The 21392-nt window shown below is 46.5% G+C and carries 14 protein-coding genes; 9 read left to right on the top strand and 5 right to left on the bottom strand.

The annotated features are described in order from the left end of the window. Window positions 1-21: 21 nt before the first annotated feature. The 5 genes from KDM90_RS15255 to KDM90_RS15235 all read left to right on the top strand — a co-directional run bounded on the left by KDM90_RS15255 (window position 22) and on the right by KDM90_RS15235 (window position 7662). Window positions 22-1869, top strand: coding sequence for a vWA domain-containing protein (locus KDM90_RS15255; protein WP_212676475.1), 1848 nt, complete (start codon window positions 22-24; stop codon window positions 1867-1869). Window positions 1870-2162: 293 nt separating this feature from the next. Beyond that, on the top strand, window positions 2163-4217 hold the full coding sequence (locus KDM90_RS15250) for a DUF4214 domain-containing protein (RefSeq protein ID WP_212676474.1): 2055 nt from the start codon (window positions 2163-2165) through the stop codon (window positions 4215-4217). A gap of 167 nt (window positions 4218-4384) precedes the next feature. Next, complete coding sequence (locus KDM90_RS15245) at window positions 4385-5443, top strand: DUF3667 domain-containing protein (RefSeq protein WP_212676473.1); 1059 nt, start codon at window positions 4385-4387, stop codon at window positions 5441-5443. A 137-nt stretch (window positions 5444-5580) separates the two neighbouring features. After that, the gene (locus KDM90_RS15240; protein WP_212676472.1) at window positions 5581-6264 is read left to right on the top strand and encodes a YceH family protein; all 684 of its coding nucleotides are present in this window, start codon (window positions 5581-5583) and stop codon (window positions 6262-6264) included. 336 nt (window positions 6265-6600) lie between these two features. Beyond that, window positions 6601-7662, top strand: coding sequence for a hypothetical protein (locus KDM90_RS15235; RefSeq protein WP_212676471.1), 1062 nt, complete (start codon window positions 6601-6603; stop codon window positions 7660-7662). Between the two features lie 235 nt (window positions 7663-7897). Here KDM90_RS15235 and KDM90_RS15230 read toward each other — a convergent pair whose 3' ends face one another. The 3 genes from KDM90_RS15230 to KDM90_RS15220 form a co-directional block, all read right to left on the bottom strand. Then, window positions 7898-10726: a DUF4214 domain-containing protein gene (locus KDM90_RS15230; protein WP_212676470.1), complete on the bottom strand. Its 2829-nt coding sequence runs from the start codon at window positions 10724-10726 to the stop codon at window positions 7898-7900. 107 nt (window positions 10727-10833) lie between these two features. Next, a complete protein-coding gene (locus KDM90_RS15225) occupies window positions 10834-12186 on the bottom strand; it encodes a DUF1501 domain-containing protein (protein WP_212676469.1) in 1353 nt (450 codons plus the stop codon). Continuing rightward, complete coding sequence (locus tag KDM90_RS15220) at window positions 12183-13850, bottom strand: DUF1800 domain-containing protein (protein WP_212676468.1); 1668 nt, start codon at window positions 13848-13850, stop codon at window positions 12183-12185. The genes KDM90_RS15225 and KDM90_RS15220 overlap by 4 nt, the downstream gene beginning before the upstream one ends. A 533-nt stretch (window positions 13851-14383) precedes the next feature. On the opposite strand from KDM90_RS15220, the gene KDM90_RS15215 reads away from it, so the two are divergent. The 3 genes from KDM90_RS15215 to KDM90_RS15205 all read left to right on the top strand — a co-directional run bounded on the left by KDM90_RS15215 (window position 14384) and on the right by KDM90_RS15205 (window position 17984). Next, window positions 14384-14731 (top strand): DUF2200 domain-containing protein, encoded by a 348-nt coding sequence (locus KDM90_RS15215; RefSeq protein ID WP_212676467.1) that lies wholly within the window; start codon window positions 14384-14386, stop codon window positions 14729-14731. A 309-nt stretch (window positions 14732-15040) separates the two neighbouring features. Continuing rightward, window positions 15041-16369, top strand: coding sequence for an NAD(P)/FAD-dependent oxidoreductase (locus tag KDM90_RS15210; protein ID WP_212676466.1), 1329 nt, complete (start codon window positions 15041-15043; stop codon window positions 16367-16369). Window positions 16370-16628: 259 nt separating this feature from the next. After that, entirely contained in the window at window positions 16629-17984 is a 1356-nt protein-coding gene (locus tag KDM90_RS15205) for a hypothetical protein (RefSeq protein WP_212676465.1), read from the top strand. Between the two features lie 198 nt (window positions 17985-18182). Here KDM90_RS15205 and KDM90_RS15200 read toward each other — a convergent pair whose 3' ends face one another. Next, the gene (locus tag KDM90_RS15200; RefSeq protein ID WP_212676464.1) at window positions 18183-19028 is read right to left on the bottom strand and encodes a hypothetical protein; all 846 of its coding nucleotides are present in this window, start codon (window positions 19026-19028) and stop codon (window positions 18183-18185) included. Between the two features lie 185 nt (window positions 19029-19213). Next, window positions 19214-19828 carry a hypothetical protein gene (locus tag KDM90_RS15195; protein WP_212676463.1) on the bottom strand — a complete coding sequence of 205 codons (615 nt, stop codon included), beginning with the start codon at window positions 19826-19828 and terminating at the stop codon, window positions 19214-19216. A 327-nt stretch (window positions 19829-20155) separates the two neighbouring features. Here KDM90_RS15195 and KDM90_RS15190 point away from each other — a divergent pair, with 327 nt between their 5' ends. Then, on the top strand, window positions 20156-21328 hold the full coding sequence (locus KDM90_RS15190) for a cupin domain-containing protein (RefSeq protein ID WP_212676462.1): 1173 nt from the start codon (window positions 20156-20158) through the stop codon (window positions 21326-21328). Window positions 21329-21392: the final 64 nt, after the last annotated feature.

Here is a 21392-nt window from a genome sequence, read left to right as displayed (position 1 = left end):
TTACTTCACAAGGAAATCACCATGCAATCTCTCACATCTCACATCGATCAAGCAAAGTTAGCAGCGCGTTTCGCTTGGGTATGCCTAATTGGGCTGGCCGTCAACGCCTGCAGTTTCTCGAGCAAAATAGACACGGCGCACGAGACGCAATCCAATCCTAGTACCGAGTCAGACATCATCATCCATGCAAAGACAATCACTGAATCGCCACCCTCCCCAATTGCATTGCAAAGCCCAATGGAACTTGCTATGGAGATGCCGGTAGCACCGCCACCGTATATTCCGCCAAGCGGCTCGCCAAACCCAACGAACGCAATGGCAAAAGTGAAGGCTGACTTCGATTCCCATCAGTACCCAACTTCCAGTACGGCGAAGTATCCAAGCTACAAAGAAAATAACTGGAAACTGGTTAGCGAAGAGCCACTTTCCACTTTTAGTGCAGACGTCGATACTGGCAGTTATGCCAATGTCCGACGATTCATCCAGCAAGGTCAGCTGCCTCCACCCGATGCCGTCCGCGCCGAAGAATTAATCAACTATTTCTCTTATAACTACGCGTTACCAAGCAAAGATGCGCCGCACCCTTTTAGCGTACACACCCAATTAAGTCTTTCGCCATGGAATTCCGCGCATCAACTTGTACGAATCGCCATCAAAGGTAAAGATCTTGCCAAAGAAAGCCTGCCGTCCGCAAACCTCGTCTTCTTAGTGGACGTCTCGGGCTCGATGGCATCATCAGAACGCTTACCTTTAATCAAGAGTGCGCTCAAATTACTAACGGCACAATTACGTCCACAAGATCGCGTCAGCTTGGTGACTTATGCCAATGGAACTCGGCTCGCATTAGCAGCAACACCGGGCGATCAAAAACACCAAATTAAGCTCGCAATCGATCAACTCAGCGCTGGCGGGGGAACCAATGGCGCAGCGGGAATCAAATTAGCCTATGCACAGGCGCACTCAGCCTACATTCCAAACGGGATTAATCGCGTCCTATTGGCGACCGACGGTGATCTCAATATCGGTGTCACCAATCAGGATGAGCTCAAGGCACTGGTCGAACGGGAGCGCAAAACAGGCATTAGTCTAAGCACATTGGGCGTCGGCGACGACAACTACAATGAAGCACTCATGAAAAAACTTGCCGACAATGGTGACGGCAGCTACCACTATCTCGATAGCCTCCAAGAAGCACACAAGGTTCTTGTCAATGAATTCACTTCGACGCTGTCAACCATTGCGCAGGATTTAAAGCTTCAAATAGAATTTAATCCCGCACTGGTGCAAGAGTATCGCCTGATTGGCTATGAAGCACGCGCCTTAAATCACGAACAATTCAATGACGATCAAGTCGACGCGGCAGATATTGGCGCGGGACATACCGTGACAGCCCTATACGAAATCAGTCTAAAAGGAGCAAAGGGACATCGAGACACGTTGCGCTATCGCGCCAATGACACGAAGGCCAAAGAAAACCACGCTGACGGCAATGCGAACGAACTGGCGTGGCTGAAACTACGCTATAAACAAGTTCGGGAACATCGCAGTGAATTAATTGAAATACCTATACTTGCTGATCGAGCCGTGAAGGCGATCAATCTGGCGGATCAAGACTTTCGATTTGCCACAGCTGTGGCTGCTTGGGCACAGTGGCTACGCGGAAGCAGTTTAATCGGGGATTTCGGACCAGAACAAATCCTGGCGCTGGCTCGGTCGGCAGCAGACCACGATCACTTTGGACGTCGTGCTGAATGGATACGTTTAGTCGAGTTATCCGCAGCGCTCCACCCTACAAATGCCGATCACTCTCGCCAGAGTCATACAACAGCGCCAACCTTAAACAGCGGAACCACACAATCAATCCCATAAAGACAGGGAAGTTTGTCATGGTAAAGCGTCCATCAATTCTCCGCGTTTAGAATTCAAGGGAATTGATGCGCTTTGTTTTATGACACATTGGCTCTCAACAGATTTGATGGTTGCACTCGAATGCTTTTCAATCGCCCCAGCAACGCCTACAACAAATGATCACGATCGCAGTAGAAGCATGTTAGAAAATCATGTATATTGCCTTTCTTGGAATTATTTTCTATACCGAAAATAACTTTCTAACGATCAAGTCAGTCTCTCCCTTCGCATCAAATTAACCGATCATCATCGCTATGAACCAATTCAATGCACTGCGGGCATTCATAACATTTTTTCTTTTCAGTTTAATGTGCGCATGCGGTGGGAACCACGACGACATAGGATCGTCGAGCCGCAGTTTTCAGCCGGCCCCAAGTAACGCAACAACCATCAATTTAGACGGCCTACGGAGTGACTTTGAGTTAGTCAAAACCTCGACACTATTTCAACTGCGGAATAAGAAAACAGGACAAATCAATTCCTACCCGCTCGCGACGACTACTTTCCAGTTTACTGACGTCAAATTAACAACCACACTCAAGGACATTAGCACGAGCATTGCCGAGAGCGATCTTAAAATTTTAGTCGAACTGTATATCGCTTTTTTCAATCGCGTCCCCGATGCCGAAGGGCTAGCGTATTGGATCAACGAAAAACGCGCTGGCAAATCCATCCCTGAGATTGCAGATATTTTCTACAACGCTGCCATTCAGTACAGCGCGCAAACAGGTTATTCAGCACAAATGAGCCATGCTGATTTTGTCCGGATCATTTACAAAAACGTACTCGGACGATTCGGCGCAACGGCACCACCAGCGGAAGACGTGAATTACTGGGCGGGTGAGCTCGATACTGGAAAGACTAGTAAAGGCGGTCTAATTTTAACTATTCTGAATGTCGCCCATAGTTTCAATAATCACGTTGAGTTCGGTTGGGTACCACGACTATTAGACAACAAATACGCAGTGGCAGCCGAGTTCGCCATAAGCGAAGGAATCACCTATATCAAACCCGAAGAATCCTTAAACAAGACGATGGCCATCGCTGCGGCAGTCTTACCCAATTCGGCAGACGCCGCAAAAGCCTTGTTTAAAAGCATAGGTCTAACAGCTGACCCAAATAGTCTGGCACCACGATTAATTGGCAGTCCTCGCTTCACACTTGGCAACCCGTCTTTGTTAGAGCTCACATTTGATCGTGACATGGATGTGGGCTATCAAACCGAGGGCAGCTACGAACTTGGAAAGACCGGTTGGCGTAGCGATAAACGTAGCTTTTTTATGGAGATAAATAAGTACACGCCGAACAGCAAAGTGATCTTCTATGGGACCGGTACCGATGGCAACCCGGCTTTCGCTTCGGTTGATCACATCCCGATGGAAGAGAATGTGACTTTCTATTTCCCAAAAGATCCAGCCCATTTAATGGATCCTCCTGTGATTGCGAATCCCGTGAAGTTCACTGAGGGCCCCAACCCTATTTTGGAATTTCAATTTGATAGCGATATGAACGCTAGCTACGCACTCGACGGAAACTTCAACTTAAAAAAGGCCTACTGGAAATCCGATAAACGCAGCTTTGTAGTCGAGCTCCTCAATTTTGTAGCGGGCGGCACGATCAATCTAATGGGTGCAAATGCTGATGGCACGCCCGGCTTTGTTGGCACCAACAACGTTCCGATGAAAGTCATGTTTGTCTATCGCTTTCCGCAAGGTGATAACCCGGGAAATCTCGGTGTCGCCAAAGTCATTCAGGGCCCAACTTTTACGGGAGGTAGCAATCCGCAAATCAGTGTCACTTTTGACCGTACAATGGGTCCAGGATTTACTGTGACGGGTGACTATATTCCCAAGTCGAATACTTGGACTGCCGACAAAAAAACGTTTGTTATCAGCTTAGCGAGTTTTACACCAGGTGGAAAAATTGTCTTTGAAGGCGGCACGAATAGCGGCTTCCGCTCGACTGCAAACGAAGCTTTGGGCGAGTCAGTCAGCTATACCTTTCCGAAAGAAGACAACAACAGCACAGGCTACAGCAAAATTATTAGTGGCCCAACTTTTACCAGCGGCAGTGCGCCGAGCATTCGCATCACCTTTGATCGCGATATGCGACCTGATTTTGTGATGTCTGGTAACTACATAGTGAAATCAAGCTATTGGCTGCCAGACCTTAGAACCTTTGTCGTCGATTTTCTCAGTTATACACCCGGCGGGACTATCCGTTTTGAAGGAGGCGACCAAGGCGGTTTCCGCTCAACGCTGAATGAACCACTAGCAGAAGGCTTTACTTTCACATTCCCATTGCAATAGCCTTCGCAAAAAGAACCCGATAAGGATCGCGCTTGACATCGAACACGCTGATACGATCTTTCGATGCAACGATGCAGCCGAAATAGGGACAATTTTTACAAATTACATTGCCTCAACTGAGGCCACTCAACTTTTCTTTGACTATATCGATTGAAGTCGAATTCTCTATGCCTATTCATGAAGTCAACACGTCCACCCGTGTTTCAAAAAATCACCTGTCCACGCAAGTTTGCGCCAACTGCGGTGCTGAAGTTGAAAAATCTTACTGCCCTGAGTGTGGGCAAAATATCCATATTCACCATTCGCTGCTACACCTAGTCGAAGAATTGTTGCATGGCCTATTTCATTTTGATACCAAAGCTTGGCGCACGATCCCAGCACTGACACTTCGACCTGGCGAATTAACCCGAAACTATATCCAAGGCCAACGCACCCGATATGTTTCGCCGCTCGCCTTGTTCTTGTTTCTCATTTTTTCAATGTTCTTTGTGTTCAACTTGACTAGCGGCGCATTGCCGAATGCGATGCATGCGGATAAAAATCAAACTGCACTCCAGACTCAAATCGACTTGCAACAAGACGCTCTCATTGTTTTACAACAGCAACGAAATACCTTGCCACTTAACACACCAGAAGCCCAAACCATCGCATCAAAAATAACTGAAGCAGAATCAACATTAAAACAACTCAAGGCAGCGAAAGACGAACTAGAAAATCAAACTGATTTGGATAAGAGCCCCTTTAATAACCATTCTGAAGACAGCGTACGCCTCAATCTAGAAAAAAACACGCCAAATCTGGCCACGCCATTCGTCGTCAAGAGCCTATCTAAAATATTGCAAAATCCAGAACTCGCCTTATATAAGTTCAAGAATACCTTGTCCAAACTGGCATTCCTTTTGGTGCCAATTTCCCTGCCATTTCTATGGCTGCTATTCGCTTGGCGTCGACAGAATACGATGTTTGAACATGCTGTTTTTTCCTTACATTCGCTTTCGTTCATGTCGATGTTGATGATGTTATCGTCACTGCTTGCAGCTCTTAACTGGTACGCACTATCGAGTTTGATTTTGATTTGTGTTCCACCTATTCATATGTTCCATCATTTGCGCGGGACTTATCAACTTGGTCGCCTGTCAGCAGTTTGGCGCAGTTTTGCTCTATCGATCGTTGCGCTCCTATCACTTGCAATTTTCGCTTTGATCGCCTTGCGCTTTAGCATTTGAAATTGGACATTGAATCCAGAACTGCGCTCTCGCAAGACAACTTTCCGTTGTAGGACACTGGCAACTTAAGGTCACGCCAGATATGATGCCTAGAATCTCTACATTCCAATGCTATCCCTAGTTCAAGAAAGTACGCTATGTCAAATCAAACTAACAATCCAGCCGAGGACTTTTTGGATGAAGTTGAAATTCGGGTATTAGGTTCTCTTGCCGAAAAAGAAGCGACCACACCCGACAACTATCCTCTCTCCCTCAATGCTTTACTCAACGCTTGCAATCAACTGACTAGCCGCGATCCCGTCATGACTTTGAGTGAAGCTGAAGTCACCGTAGCACTTGATCGGCTTGCGCAACGAAAATTAATCAGTGTGACGCATCAAGCAGGAGCGCGCGTCGCGAAGTATGAACACCGCATGCGCCTTAAATGGATGCTTGAACAGGACAAGCTCGCAGCATTGGTGATTTTGATGTTGCGTGGTTGGCAGACTGCGGGAGAAATCCGCAGTCGCGCCGGACGCTTGCACGAATTCCGCGATATTGCAGAATTAGACAAGGCACTAGAATTCCTGATGAATAAATACCCAGCCTTGGTAGCGCGTCTGACGCTCTCTCCTGGGACAAAAGAACCCCGCTATGCTCATCTCCTTAGTTGCGATGAAACTTCAATCGAACAACAACAAGCGACCATGACTAGTCATTCCTTAGCGCCAGCAGTCCGCGCTGACCGAATCAATCAGCTAGAAGACGAAGTTGCAGAACTCAAGCGAAATGTCGAAGATCTGAAGACGCAGTTTGCAGAATTCAAACGTCAATTTGATTAAGAAAAATTCCAAGCAGCCTTAATTATTTTGTTCGTTGAGGTCGATACCGTTCAAATTCTTGGTTTGCGTCTCTACTTTGACCCATGTCTCAAGTTCAAACTCTCCCATTAATTATTGTGGGTATCGTGAATCTTCTCAGTCGAGAGCAAGGAACAAAGAAAGCGATAACTCGGGACGACCTAGATGCAAGCAGCCCCGTTTGCATTGAGGCCTTCTGAACAAATGTCCGATTGGACGAGGATATTTTCCTTTCCATTCATCAGGCTCCATGTCAATATACTAACGTTTTCATCGCCCCCCGAACATAGCACACCACTTAATTGAAGCTTCAACTTTATGAACACGCTCAACTTATTGCTCAACTTATTGCACAACTTATTGCACAACTTATTGCATAACTTACTTAAGCACGCCTATGTCTTTTCGCTGAGTGTATTCCTCAGTCAAACTAGCTTTGCTTGCGACGCTCCAGTCATTGAACGCCCCATTGTTGCCATCGCTGTGCAAACGGATGCACTCATTCAAAAACGCGACTTCAACAGTTTGAATCAGCTGATCTCTGAAATGAATAAGGCAGATTCACTAACGAGCGATGGTCAACCTAAGCTAATGGGCTTTTACCAAGGAATTGCAAACGCCTTATCAGACTGCAAGCACCCTCGCTCAGATATCGACTGGGCGGATTATCGTAGAATCCTACGCGATTGGCATGACACGACAACATATAAAACAGCTGCAAAGATTGCGCTTGCCCAATTCGAACTTGAATATGCTTGGTCTGCACGCGGCAGTGGGTATGCTTATAAAGTGACACCAGAAGGGTGGCGCCTATACTGGGCTCGGACCAAGAAAGCGAAAGATATTCTGAACCAAATCCCCCCAACTGAACGGAATAATCCAGCATGGTATTCAGCAATGTTGGAAGTCGCGGCAAGAGAAGAGCTCAGAGAGGAAAACTACGAAAAGCTGTATCGTGAAGCAATTACTAAGTTTCCCCATTATTACGATTTCTACTTCACCAAAGCTTCTTATATGACAGAAAAATGGGGAGGAAGCGATCAAGAATTTCAACAGTTTGTTCAAGAAACATTGAAACGCTTCGATGAAAAAACGGCGCGCGTCATGTATGCTCGCTTACATTGGTCGCACGGTAGCGACGATATGTTTATTTCAGGGCAAACCGATTGGCCGAAAATGAAAGCCGGATTCGAAACGCTGATAGCAGACTTTCCCGACAAGTGGAATCTGAATAATTTCGCTAAGTTTGCATGCCGCGCAAATGACAAAAAAACTGCGAAGCAACTGTTTGAAAAAATAGGAAAACACGTCACTTTCGCGGCATGGCAGGAACCTGAAGATTTTACCCAGTGCAAACTTAAAAGTAAGGGTAAATCCTAGACAATTCGTTACCTAGGCGATTGAATCGACTTTACGATGCGAATCAAGCGCCATTTCCAAGCACAAATTCTGTTTCGACTTAAGCAATCTGCTGACGCACACATTACATTGGTCGCCAGATTGCAAGTCGTTGACAGTGAGAAAAAATACCTTTGATTTGGCGGCTTTCAAGGTATATTCAATTAAGCAGGCTCTCTCTAGCTCTGAGCAAGCTCAATACAGACTCAATACAGACTCAATACAGACTCAAATCAGCGGTGTTAATTCCGATCAATTTCAACGCTGTCTGCGCATCCGTCGGAGTGACTGCTGCTGCGATTTCCATTCCGTGTTTTATCGCATCATCCCCACTCGCATAACCCAGTCCCAAATCAATTGCGAAACTACGTGCAACCGCGATTTTATTATCGAGTAAATTCGCAACCCATCCTAAAGTTGGATCGCCTTTAAAATTGTGGGCAGCATCCAAGATTGTTGAAACCAAACTGCCTCGGGTTTCACTGCCATCCGCGAGTTTTCCATTCCAATAACTCAAGCCTCCGGCATCGGCTCCCTCTGCGCGTCCCAATACATTTTTGTACACCACATTAATGAATGCGGTGTTTGTCATATTTGCCGTAAAGCCAGTGAGGTCTGAGAACTGCACGCCAGCACCATAGAAAATATCAGCAACCTGATTCACGCTCTTTCCAGCCTGCATCTCACCTATCCAATACACCATACCATCGGCGTCGGGTACCCGATTAAAAAAGGCGACGTACAATTCAATCAATCGCTGGACGCTTGCTGTTGGTGCTTTCGCGGCAACCGATTGCACCATCAAATTCACGGTCATATCCGCAAATTGCAACTTCTCAACCTGACTTAGACTATCAATGCCATCTACGCCCAATTTTGAATAGATTTGATAGGATTCGCCCGATCGTGTGATCTTATACTCGCCCAATTTGCCCGAATACACAGCTGTGTCGATGCCAGCACCACCATCCATCGCATCATTGCCGCCCCCGCCATTCAAGAGATCATCACCTGCTAGGCCATTCATTACATCGTTCGTATTCGTTCCCAATAAATTGTCACTCAGTGCGCTACCGTTGACGATATGCGCATCCAAATTAATTTGCACAAACACTTTATATTGATTGGTATTCCCTTTTCCATCCGACAATGAATAGGTGAAACTATCGAAATTCTTAGTTGCAGAGTTGATCGTGTAGGTGTACGCGCCGTTCGATTGAAGTTGGACACTGCCACTTTCTGGTGCTTTTAAAAGTTGGTAGACTGCCTCGCCATCCGAGAGATCACTCGACACTGGTAAATGACCGCTCTGCGTCGTTCCAAAATCGACAATCAACTCCATATCCGAACCGAAAGCTTTGTTCGCTAGCGTCAAGGTTTGATCTGAAAAACTCAACTTCTCGATATTCAGCAAAGTGTCATACCCTGAAGATCCATCGCGTGCAGCGACAAAAATCTTGCCAAATGCGCTTGTAATGAAATAACTGTCACGATTTGCGGTAAAGATCGCCGTATCGATTCCTTTACCGCCATCGATCCAATCATTACCATTCTGGCCGGTCAATTGGTTGTCAACATCATTTCCCAACAAAAAATCATCGAGTTGTGAGCCGATCAGATTTTCGATCACACTCCCCACCGCGATGCCAAGATTGTTCACAGCTGGAATCCCATCCGCAGTGACACCAAAACTACTTAAATGACCCGGTATTAAATCCATACTCACGCCGACTTTTGAAGCCGAAGCATCGATCGAGTCTATCCCGCCATCATCCACAATCGTCTTTTGTTGCGCAGCATAACTACTGTCCAAGACAATACGTGTATCGGAAGTATTGATGGATTTGGTTCCATACAGGTAGCGCAGTGCGGCGATATCCATATTGCTCCAAGTCGCAGGAAAAAGACCATCGGCCGAGTAATTTTGCGACATCACTGTATAACTCGTTTGATCGTAGGCACTTAGAATTTCTTTTGCGTAATGATCGGCAGCGTCGATATTCCGTGTATGTCGCAAACCTAAGGCGTGACCTAGTTCATGTAAGTACGCGGTATATCCCGCTGTGCCAGGAGCAAATTTCAGCATCGACTCGACGTCCATCCAAATGTCGCCCGCTGCATCACCCGCTTCCCCCGGAAAATGACTCATTCCCTTAGAGTTTAACTGTTGACTGACTCCCATCCGAATACTGCCTGCTTGCCCCGACGACTCATCAATTTCTCGAAACTGCAAACCCGTGAATTGACTCAATTCCTTGAATATCGCTCGCACGCTGTCTCTCTCAGCAGGCGAAAAAGTTCGGAATTGCGTGACTTCGCCCCCCGCACTGGTCGCATTGAGTATAAAACTAAAACTCACTTCAACCGCACTACCCACGCTTGACGACGCATTCCATCGATTTGCAAGCCCCTGTATCAGACCATCCACAGCCAGATCTTGCACGGTCACAAACTCGGTCAGCAAACGCTGTTGTTCGATCTCGCCATCCCAAATCGTGAGTGCTTCAACATTGCTTAAACTTGCAACAAATTGATTCGACAAGCGACTGGTCACCGTAGCGCTCTTTCCATCTACGCTGACTTTAATCGTAAAGTCATCCCACTTTGGTGCCGTATCTGAAAACCACGGCAAATTGACGACATCAAATCCTTCTCGTCCGTCGACAGTATTTTTCCCCGTTCCAGCCCAAAAAGCGTTGGCGTTTTTACTGCCATAAAATTCATTCTCAAACCAATTTCCTGCAGCGGCTTCGATTCCAATTAAGGTGTCACGCCCACCCCAACCATCCAATGCCCAGCCCTCGCCAAGATCAACAACAATTTTTCCCGGCGCACCATCCCAGTATGCCGCTACGACTTGCCACCATGGTTCTCCCTCGATAGGAATAAACTGTATGGTGTCATTCCCACGACCACCCAAAACATTCCCGCTATACGAGCGGATGATGTCGTCACCGTCATCGCCAAAGACATTATTCCAGCTGTAGCGCTCACTAATAGGCTGGGTATAGTCATCTTTACCTTTCGTCAAACGTATGTCAGCCATGCCACTCATCCTTTTTTATGTCGAGAAAACAAATACCAATTTGTCAGTGCCTATAAAACTATCTCAACCATCCAACTCGAGCTGAGCAATTTCCTGAAAAATCGTGCTTATGTTTTAAACAGAGGTAAAGTTTTTTGTGAAAAATTATTTAGATTTGGGAATACGGTCGACAACTGCGCCGCCGGCAAACCCATCCATTGCATGAGACTTGCGCCAACCTGTTCGGTACTGGTGGTGGGTACATGGCGGCCCCCTCTGCCAGGATCTCCGTCTTCGACGCCGCCCAATACCAAAGATGGGAATTGGCCAAACACTTGCCCTCCTGCGACAGCACCACCGAGAACAAACCAATGATTGCCCCATGCATGATCTGAACCAGCGCCGGAGGCTGGGCGTAAGGTACGTCCAAAGTCACTCAAACTAAAGGTGGTCACTTCCGAACTCATACCCGCTGCGACGATCGCTTGATCAAATGCAGCAACCGCTTTGCCGACGACAGCCAGCTGAGCATCTTGGGTACGCGCATCATTCCCACGCTGGCCATAATGCGTATCGAAGCTGCCCCAGCTGACTAAGAACACCTGGCGCTTGTAGCCCATGTTTTTAAACGCGGGAAGAACACTCGCTAAAGCCCGCAAACGCGTCGCTAAATCATCACTTGCGAAATTCGCTTTCGGCTCACTCGCTTTAAGAAAAACCTGTGTCAATAGAGTCGACTCGCTCACACTCAAGTCTAGGGTGCGCGCGTATTCCGATTCGTATTGATTCGAAAACTGCAATTTCGCCATATTATTTAAAGCCTGTGCCCAATAGGTCTGGGGCGAGGCGAGGTCAGCGCGTCCCCAATAACGCGCACCACCTGGCGACATAAACGAAACACTTGCATTTTTTCCGAGCACCAACGTACGATCCGAAGACATCGTGACTGCATTTAGTTTATTCAAGTAAGCAGCAGGTAATAGCTCTAAGGCTCGTCCAGCCCAGCCACTTTGATCAAAATCGCCGCCCCAACCTTGCTGCATCGCAGTTTGATCACTGTGCGACATCAGATAGGGAGGAATAGCAACCGCACGATCAATAACCTGCGCACCCGTTGCGGGTGCGATCAAAGGACCAGCATTCACAATCCATCCAAGTCGCTTCTGGTCATACAAGGACGCGAGTGGCGCTAAACCAGGGTGTACAGCAAAGCTATGCCCCGCACTGGCTCCGCTTAAACTGATGAGCGATTCTTTAGGTAACGCCAGATCGGGGCGTGACTTGCTGTAGTCATTGTAGGCAGCATCAGTCGGAATCAAACTATTGTGACCGTCATTTCCACCATTCAGAAAAATACAAACAAGGGCCTTATAGTCATTCGACGCGGCTTGGCTGAGATTCGTATCACTATATAAAGTACTGATGCCCAATCCGCTTAAAGCTGGCAATCCCAAGGTTTTCAAAAAAGCGCGTCGTTTCATTTGATCACTCCAAAACTTGGACTTGTTAATGCAAACTGCAAAGTCGTCAACGCACCTTGCTCATTTGACTCCCAACGCTCACCGTTCATCAAGCTTGTTAAACTATTGCGCAAGGTCGCGGGCATCGCCCCACGAAACCAACGCTTACTGAGAAGATCTAAAAAGGCTGTCGGCGAAATGCCAAACGCTGCTGTCAACTCATCGAGTTTGCATCCCGAATTTTTCAAATTATTCTGATGATTCGGGTTATTTGTATCCGAAAAACGCCAAGATAAATCACCGAGGCGTGAAGTAAATTCTAGTGTGTTTAACAGACGTTGCTCTGGCGCCAGCAAATTGCTGCCAGGCGCACGGTCACCCGCCTGGTAGTAGGAAAAAATACTAGGAGGGGAAATGGTTGCTTGATTTTGTGGCTGATCCACGTATTCATTCCCTTGCCAAACACCGCGCGTCATATGCTGACAACCGAGTCCTCGATAAACCGATGACAGCCACAACACGGGCTCCCGCAAATAGCCTGACTGACGATCATTGCCACCGAGTTGATCGCCTTGACGCGCTTCAGGATCGAGTAAGATTGCTTTCACCACTGCGGCTAGATCCCCACTCACTCCTTTTCCATTATTCTTGAATACAGCGGAAACTCTTGCGAGATATTGTGGGCTGGGATTGCTAGCGACCAAATGCTGAATCAGACGAAGACTAACAAACGGCGCAGTATTCGGATGCTTCATTAACATCGCAATCACGGCATCCAATTCTTCGGCAGGTCCCATGCCGGATTTAAGGAGAGTTCCCATCACTGTCTTTTGACCACTGTCATGTAAAAAACTCGCTTGTTCTGGGACCATCGCTTGACCGTAATGTGGCCAACTCTGATTCGGCAGTCCGGTATTATTCGGCGGAGCACGCCAGCCCGTCAGGGCGCGCGCCAATTCTTCCACGTCTTTTTGCGTATACGTTTCTTTGACTTTACCTTGTGCATCACGAATCACGCTACCGTCTGGATTCAGTTGCACCACACCGACCGAAAATAGCTGGAGTAACTCGCGAGCATAGTTTTCATTTGGCGTACAACCGAGACATTGGGGCGAGGTTGGGCGATTTAATTCATTATTCAAATAAAAGCCCATGTGTGGATTCAACGTGACTTCTTTTAACAGCGTTGCATAATTTCCTAAGGCGTTGCGACGTAGCATGTTGTAATACTCCATGCTGCCATTCGCTTGTCCCATACTCACCGGAATGTACTGAAAAATCGCCCAAGTCACACGTTGGCGCAGTTGATCGCGAGCAGTTAGCGCAGAATCCCAAAACTCACTATTGCGGTATAGCCAAGCGACTGCCTCACCAGCTTGGTTTGTAAAGTTCAACGCTTCTCGAGGTATCGTATAGGGCACCGCCGGCATCGCGATTTGTGCATTGATCCATCCTTCGTATCCGACACTTTGCAGATCGGCGATCAATGCTGGATTAACGCCAAAACTGACTTGTTCAGCAAATCGCGCAGCAGCGTAATAGCTGAGCGGTGAAGTACTTTGCGTGCTCACTTGCCCACTTGAATTGTGTGCCGCAGGCACAAGATCTTCATTGCTCCGAGTGCAGGCTGTGATCAAAAAAATACTCGTTAAGTAGAGACAGCGGTAAAAATCTTGCATTTTCATTGTTGCCTTCTCCATTGAGACACCCCTCGAACAAAAACTGATCCTTTGTAATGACCGATCTCAGCTCATCAATCCAATTCCAGCTGCGCCCCGAGCAATGACTTCTTAGCTCGCTGAATACGGCGAAATCAATCTCGAAATGGAACTCAAAATGAAACTCCAATTACAAAGCGAATAGAGTGAGAATAACTTAGGTAGGAAACAAACTGTAGGAGGAGGATCCAATTAACAACAGAGTCGCCAACTTATTGATTACAACAAAACAAGTTCAGGTCGTTCGATGGAGAAGCTTCCAATGTCACGCCATTTAACAATAGTCATAAAAGCAATTTCACTTGATCAATCACGTTCGCACAAAATTGATATAAGCTTTCAACAATCAAAACATATGGTGTTAAGACTTGAATCCAAGTGGTGCAAGCGCAATCCGTTTCGCTGAACAGCCTTTGCTGACTAATCAAAACAAGTCATCGAGAACAACTGCCGGCATCGATCAAAGAAATCCACTTCATTCCTCATGACAAAGGACCGTGATGCCACAACATCGAATTTTTACCACTGCTTTCTCAAAGGTCTATCCACTTTACGTCAAGAAAGCGCAAAACAAACAACGTACCCAACAAGAAGTTGATCATCTCATTTGTTGGCTCACAGGCTATACCGAAGAAGCACTCCAAGCGCAAATACTTAGCGAAAAGACTTTCATTGAGTTTTTTGATCAAGCACCCAAAATGCACCCGAACATCCATTTAATTACGGGTGTGGTCTGTGGAGTACGAGTAGAAGAAGTGGCCGATCCGCTGATGCAGAAAATTCGCTATCTCGATAAATTGGTGGATGAACTCGCGAAGGGAAAGCCACTAGACAAGATAAAACGATGAGTTATCGTCAATGAAAAAACATGGGCTTTCTGGTGATTGCCGCGATTTTTCCGACTCGTCTCGACTGCGAATGCCGACTCAGAATCTTGATGGCAATTTGTCTGAGGTAAAACTTAAAAATATCCGTTCGAGTGAGTGCTGTCGACAATCAAGTAGGCGTAGAATTGACACGATTTCATCGATTCTTGTTGAATAAATGCTGTTGATAGCCCGCTGAGAATCCATTTCAAGATAAGCGAAAATAGGCCAAATCCCCAATATCGGCGATGCTTTTCTTGAAATAGATTTTCAAATTCTAAGGATGTCGTCATGAACATTAGAGAAGGAGCAGCACTAGCACACATTATCATTGTTGGCGGAGGCGCTGGTGGACTGGAATTAGCCGTACGCTTGGGCAAACGTTTAGGAAAACGTGGTAAAGCACGGATCACACTGGTTGATGCCTGTCGCACCCATTTGTGGAAGCCCTTACTCCATCAAGTTGCAGCGGGAACGTTGGACAGTCATGCAGATGAGCGTGAATATTTCGCACTAGCGCGCAGTAATCATTTTCATTTTCGATTGGGCCGCATGCTGGACTTATCACGCGAAACCAAGGAAATCTACCTTGCCCCCACTTTAGATGGGGACGGCAAAGAGTTGTTGCCACAACAGGCGATTCAATATGACCATCTCGTCCTTGCACTTGGAAGTCAAACCAATGATTTTGGCACGAAGGGAGCGAAAGAAAACTGCATCATGCTCGATTCGCTAAAGGCAGCCGAGCGTTTTCACCAAAAACTGATCGATCAGTGTCTACGCGCACAAACGCAACAGCAAACGGCAGGCACAGGACGTTTTACGGTCACGATTATTGGAGGCGGGGCGACTGGCGTTGAACTTGCTGCCGAATTGCATATGACCACAAAAATACTGTCAAACTATGGGCTGGTCAATTTCGATCCAGAAAAAGATTTGCGTATCGTTATCGTCGATGCTGCGCCGCGTCTATTACAAATGCTCCCGGAGCGACTTTCCGCTGCGGTTGCAAAAGAGTTACGCAGTATTGCAATTGAAATTCACACGAATGAGCGCGTAATCGAAGTGACGCAAGAAGGGGTCGCTTTAGCAAGCGGTCAGTTTATTCCCAGCGGACTAGTCGTTTGGGCCGCCGGAATCAAAGCACCCGATTTTTTAAATGGTATCGATGGTTTAGAGAGCAACCACTTGAACCAACTCATCGTAAAGAACACGTTACAAACTACACAAGATCCGGCGATTTTTGCAATCGGGGACTGCGCTGCGTGCCCACAAGGAGAGGGTTTACCCAACGTTCCACCACGAGCGCAATCTGCTCATCAACAAGCCAGTTGCTTAGCCGATTCGCTATGTCGATTACTCGAAGGAAAGTCACTCCAAGAATTTCACTACAAGGATCACGGCTCTTTGGTCTCACTTGGCAACTACAGTACGGTTGGCAGTCTGATGGGAGCAATTGCAAGTGGTTCTGTCTTTATTGAAGGAACACTTGCAAAATGGATGTATTGGTCCTTACACAAACACCACCAAGTTGCGGTCAATGGCTGGTTCCATACTTGGCTGTCAACTTGGGCAGAAACGATTGACCGCGTACGCAATCCACGGATCAAACTACACTGAGATAAACGACCTAGCTATGTGCAAAGAAGGAGGAAACAGCACGGGGTTTAGGCAAATGACTTGAGCTTGAGTGACCATTATGCAATACTTGATTCCGATCATCTTGCATTAGCATTTATCTCGCACGAACTCGCGGCTACTTGCCTGCAAATGGACCTGACAAACGATAACTAGCCAGCCATTCAATATCAACACACAACATAAATTCAAAAGCTGCGAGGCTGGTGCCAGCCATTGAATTCACAGGGAGAGTTTTACTATGCGATATTTATTGTTTGGCGCATTATTTTTGCTTACTTTGAGCAATCCTGCACAGGCACAATTTTTCTCATTATTTGGGACGACATTAGATATCGTCGCGACCCCATCAAGCGCCACCATCTACAAGAAAAAGGCTCAAGATAATTCCTTGGTGCCCATAGGTGTAGGAACTGCAAAACTAAAACTAGAGAAAAATGATTCGAATACCATCGTCGTACGTCAAGATGGCTATCGCGATAGCGTACGGAGCTTTTCCAGTGAGGCTGACTATCCCGACAAAGTTTTCAATATTTTCCTGACTAAGCGTGTGGTTCAGTTGACTGCTCTTCCCTATGACGCGAAGATCTTGATCAACGGTGAATACCGTGCGAATCGCTCCTACGAAGTCGAAGTCGACGAAGGTCAAACAACCACGATCGAGATCGTGAAACCCGGATTTGCGACAATCAAACGGATCTACCGCTGGGATCGCGGCGGAGAATTACCACCGATCGAAGACCGTGTTGAATTACAAGACCGCAAAGTATCAATTACCACCGCAGGCGAAGGAGTCGAACTCTTTAGCAACGATGCAAAACTCGGCGAAGGAGACCTCGATTTCATCGTCAAACGTGGTAGTTGCGCGAAACTCTCTGCCAGAAAAAATGGCTGGATGAATGAAACCAAAGAGTATTGCAATAAAGACGGTCAACCCGAACCTCCCCTGTTTGATAAATTCGTGCTCAAAGGTCGTCTCGTCAAAGTTTCAGGTCCCGAGGAGGCCAGAATTTATGTCAATGAAAAAGCCGTCGGCACAGGTAGCATGGCTGTTCAGGTTCCATTTGGCAGCTGTACGATGGTCAAAATTAAGCAAACTGGCTTTCTCACTTTCCTCCAAGAATATTGTGCGAAGCCCAATGAAGTGGAACCACCCTTAGAAGAAAACGTCGTACTCCGCCCCGACGGCTCCTATGCCGCCTCGACTGCGAGCGACCAAGCGAATGTCAATTTCACCATCGAAGTCGGGAAGAAATTAAAGGAAGAACAAGCTTGGAAGCTACTCTCATCGATCGTCCTCAATTATTTCGATGTTCTCGATAATTCAGACAGTCAAACGGGCTATTTACGGACCGCATGGCAGATTAAAACGTGGGGGCAAAATGAAACCAACGAATCCGTTGTGCGCACACGGGTCATACTCAAAAGAATCAGTGATTCCCCACTACGCTACTCTTTGAAAATTGTTAGTGAAAAAAATAAAGATGGATTGCGCGGTAAATGGTCAATCAAAGACGATGAACATTTTGACTCTTGGGATAGGATACTCAATACCTACAAAGACCTCATTAGCGAAGCACAAACTCGTCTTAAATAGCCATCACCATCGGCGATAAGCGCGACACAAAAAAGTCTCCTAGCAAAGTCAAGGAGACTTTTTTTTTAAACAAATGCTAGCTCGTGAAATTCACCAAAATATATAAGTCAAATGTCTCCGAATTAGACAACAGAATTATCAATAAGCTTGAACGCACTGCGCTCTACCCAAGGTAGGAGTTGAACTAATTTTGATCGTTTATTGAATTGACTTTGATTGCGTCGACTGGTCACTTGAAGTGGAAGCATGGAAACTCAGTACCTGTGACAGATTTTGCGCGCCCGGCGCTGATGTTTGTAGAATCCAACCGGCTAAACTGACAACCAATCCGGTGAACAAAAATGGCCAGATCGTCTTGCGAACCGCCGTCCTAAGCCATGTCCCATCTGCTTGTTTCTTCAAGTGCCGATAAAACCCGGTCGTCAACAAAAAATCCACCATCAACTCAGCAAGCAACATCGGAGCGGAATAGACGACGTAGAGCGTGGACAGCAAGATTGCCAAAATTAAGGCACACAGGGCAATAGGAACCCAGATATCATCGGCATCAGCGAGGCTCGATACTGACTTCGCACCTTCCTCGCCTGTTCCCCCAAATAATGACGGTGTCGAGACATTGCTCGCAGATTCAAACGATGTACTTGAACCAGCACCCGAAAAATCACCGCCGCCGCCCTGTAACGAGTTGGCTGTCGGCTCCAACGAAATCGAATGGCCATGCCCAGCGTTGATCAATAAATCAGCAGCATCAACGCCACCCTCCAATAAACCATGCCTATCCAAACTCAACCATAGTCGTAACATCAAAATAAAACCGATATAAGCAAAGCAAAAAGCGCAAAAGTATCGCAACCACATTGCGTGCATACCTAAATGGAAGAGAAGAAATGTCCCAAGAAATCCTAACATCCCTGTCAATGCAACAATCAGCATCATTTGCAAACGTGGGTTAGTATTTTTCTCAAGATAAGTCCGCCAACGCGCAACTAACTGCGCTCGACTAGGTTGGGTAGTGCGATGACTTCGTGGTTTGATCTTTGACATAAAATAGACGCCTAAGGTGGAATCTCAAAGCATCCATTTTAAGAGTTTTTCATATTGCCATGTTAAGCGAGTCACTCGCTAATCTCGATAGAACGGCTTAACGCGACACCTCGAACCAATATGGTAAGTCAGTTTGAATCTGCACTCCCCTAGCTCACTAAGCTCCTTTAGCTCCATCAGCAGACTCACATCACCACATTTTGTAGCATAAATTGGAATTCTTTCGCGTCTGGACCGCTGCCGCCACCGGTCATCACGATATCCGCGCTCCGAATCCCGAATAGACTAATTTCAGTATTGATTTCTGAGATGATGGCAGAATTCAAAACCTCCCCCTGCTCAACCTGTGATGCGACGCCTATCCAAATCGTAGGATTAAATTGAAACACTGCTTTTTGCCCTGGTGCGAGATTCGACTTACTAGCAAACAATCGGCCAGATTTATAGACATAAGCGTTAATCGCTCCACGATTTAAGTTATTCAACAGTTCAATCGCATTCGGGTTATGCGTGACGCCGACTGTGCGTAGTTGATCGCCGGACTTGGTCAATACCATTTCAAAAGCTTCCCCTTGATTGACGGGAAATTGTGGCGTGTAGTTGCCCCAGCTGTCACTCGCGCCGATACTCGAGTCAATAGGATAGACAAAAGGATGGGAATCTCCTTGACCGCAATTTTTGATGACCGTCCAAGCGATGTGATTTGCATTTTCAATGTCAGCAATATTCTTAGCAAATATCAGCACATCGGAGTTATTTTGATCGTTAGAGAGATTAATAAAATTAAGCTGGATATTCATGATGTTGTCCTTGTCTGTTGAGTCGAGTCACTAAGCGACAGAGTTCACCTCAGCAAAATGCATACCATACGCCTCCCATTGTCGAAGATGACTGACGCCATCGACTTACCACGCGCACAATCGTGCTGGCCTCCCTCCTCGTATGAAAGAAGAAACAAGATTTATTTCACTTATTTATTACATGTCAAAAAACTGTCATGACACGACAAACTGAACAGACTTTGATCTACATACATAAGGACTACGCATCCCTGTGCTACAAGTTTCATTTCTTGTACTTCCATCCCAACATCCAGAAATTTACTGAGCTACAGCGCGAAAACACTTATGCTAAAACTCCACTTTTCAACATTCACTCTAGAAGATTTTCTCCAAAACTATTGGCAACAGCGACCTGTCGTCATTCGACTAGGATTTCCTGAATTTGCTGATCTTATCTGTCCAAACGATCTCGCCGGTTTGGCTTGCGAAGATAATGTGGAATCGCGATTGATTTACAAAAAAGATGGCGAATGGCAAGCCGAAGCAGGCCCATTTGAATCATATGAACACGTAGACAATCTTGCGTGGACCTTGATTGTGCAAGCAGTCAATCATTGGTCGCCTGAAGTTGCGCGCTTAGTCGAAGTCTTTTCATTTATTCCTAAGTGGCGATTTGACGATGTCATGATTAGTTATTCGACGCCTGGTGCCGGGGTTGGTCCCCATATTGACCTATACGATGTCTTTATTTGCCAAGGTTCGGGTCGACGTACCTGGCGCGTCGGCGAACAAGGGACGCATCGTCAATTTGCGGCGCATCCCGCACTTTTACATACAGATCCATTCATACCGATTATCGATGTTGAACTACTCCCTGGCGATATACTCTATATTCCGCCTGGCTTCCCACATGATGGCGTCTCGCTTGAAACCTCAATGAGTTTTTCAGTTGGTTTCAGGAGCAAGTCCGCCCGAGATATGCTCAGTGGTTTAGCGGACTACCTAATTGATCAGGATTTAGGCAATACGCTGATCAGTGACGCTGGGCGACAGATCCATCGCCATCAAGGACTCATCAACAGCCAAGATTTTAATTTAATCCAAAATCAAATGCGCGCAGTTCTTGAAGACAAAACTTTAATCACGAAGTTTATCGGAAGCTTTTTAACAAGAACTAAATGTCTACTCGATTTACAAGAGCTTGACGATCCCTATACTGAAGTCGATCTACTTGCGCAACTCCAACTACAAGATCTAAAGCGGACGGGTGGTCTACGATGTTTTTATTTCGAAGATCAAGTCGAACAGAGAATCTGCTACGTGAACGGTGAATGCTATCAGTTTGAGGCATTCGACTCAAATGCGATAAGCCTCATTTGTGATCAAGAGCGATTAACTTGGTCCGACCTCAAAGATCAACTCATTCCATCGGATGGTCAATCAGATTGCGCGGATTTGTTGACGACATTAACTGAGTGGGTCAACTTGGGCTACTGGTATTTTGAAGATCAAGAATAAGCAGCATAGATCTAAGGCGAATTGACAATGCCGCTTGTCGAGAAAGCGGCGAAATTTTGCATCT

Origin of the sequence: Affinundibacterium fentianense (assembly GCF_018139545.1) — a bacterium.
GTDB lineage: Bacteria > Pseudomonadota > Gammaproteobacteria > Burkholderiales > Burkholderiaceae_D > Undibacterium > Undibacterium fentianense.
The sequence above is the reverse complement of the archived record's forward strand: the minus strand, read 5'-3'. Positions and strand labels throughout refer to the sequence as shown.

Excerpts from the sequence above, each read along its gene's own strand:
- KDM90_RS15255 (WP_212676475.1), top strand. The coding sequence starts at position 22 with ATGCAATCTCTCACATCTCACATCGATCAAGCAAAGTTAGCAGCGCGT.
- KDM90_RS15220 (WP_212676468.1), bottom strand. The coding sequence starts at position 13,850 with ATGAAAATGCAAGATTTTTACCGCTGTCTCTACTTAACGAGTATTTTT.
- KDM90_RS15205 (WP_212676465.1), top strand. The coding sequence starts at position 16,629 with ATGCGATATTTATTGTTTGGCGCATTATTTTTGCTTACTTTGAGCAAT.
- KDM90_RS15215 (WP_212676467.1), top strand. The coding sequence starts at position 14,384 with ATGCCACAACATCGAATTTTTACCACTGCTTTCTCAAAGGTCTATCCA.
- KDM90_RS15195 (WP_212676463.1), bottom strand. The coding sequence starts at position 19,828 with ATGAATATCCAGCTTAATTTTATTAATCTCTCTAACGATCAAAATAAC.
- KDM90_RS15250 (WP_212676474.1), top strand. The coding sequence starts at position 2,163 with ATGAACCAATTCAATGCACTGCGGGCATTCATAACATTTTTTCTTTTC.
- KDM90_RS15190 (WP_212676462.1), top strand. The coding sequence starts at position 20,156 with ATGCTAAAACTCCACTTTTCAACATTCACTCTAGAAGATTTTCTCCAA.
- KDM90_RS15200 (WP_212676464.1), bottom strand. The coding sequence starts at position 19,028 with ATGTCAAAGATCAAACCACGAAGTCATCGCACTACCCAACCTAGTCGA.
- KDM90_RS15245 (WP_212676473.1), top strand. The coding sequence starts at position 4,385 with ATGCCTATTCATGAAGTCAACACGTCCACCCGTGTTTCAAAAAATCAC.
- KDM90_RS15225 (WP_212676469.1), bottom strand. The coding sequence starts at position 12,186 with ATGAAACGACGCGCTTTTTTGAAAACCTTGGGATTGCCAGCTTTAAGC.
- KDM90_RS15240 (WP_212676472.1), top strand. The coding sequence starts at position 5,581 with ATGTCAAATCAAACTAACAATCCAGCCGAGGACTTTTTGGATGAAGTT.
- KDM90_RS15210 (WP_212676466.1), top strand. The coding sequence starts at position 15,041 with ATGAACATTAGAGAAGGAGCAGCACTAGCACACATTATCATTGTTGGC.
- KDM90_RS15230 (WP_212676470.1), bottom strand. The coding sequence starts at position 10,726 with ATGGCTGACATACGTTTGACGAAAGGTAAAGATGACTATACCCAGCCT.
- KDM90_RS15235 (WP_212676471.1), top strand. The coding sequence starts at position 6,601 with ATGAACACGCTCAACTTATTGCTCAACTTATTGCACAACTTATTGCAC.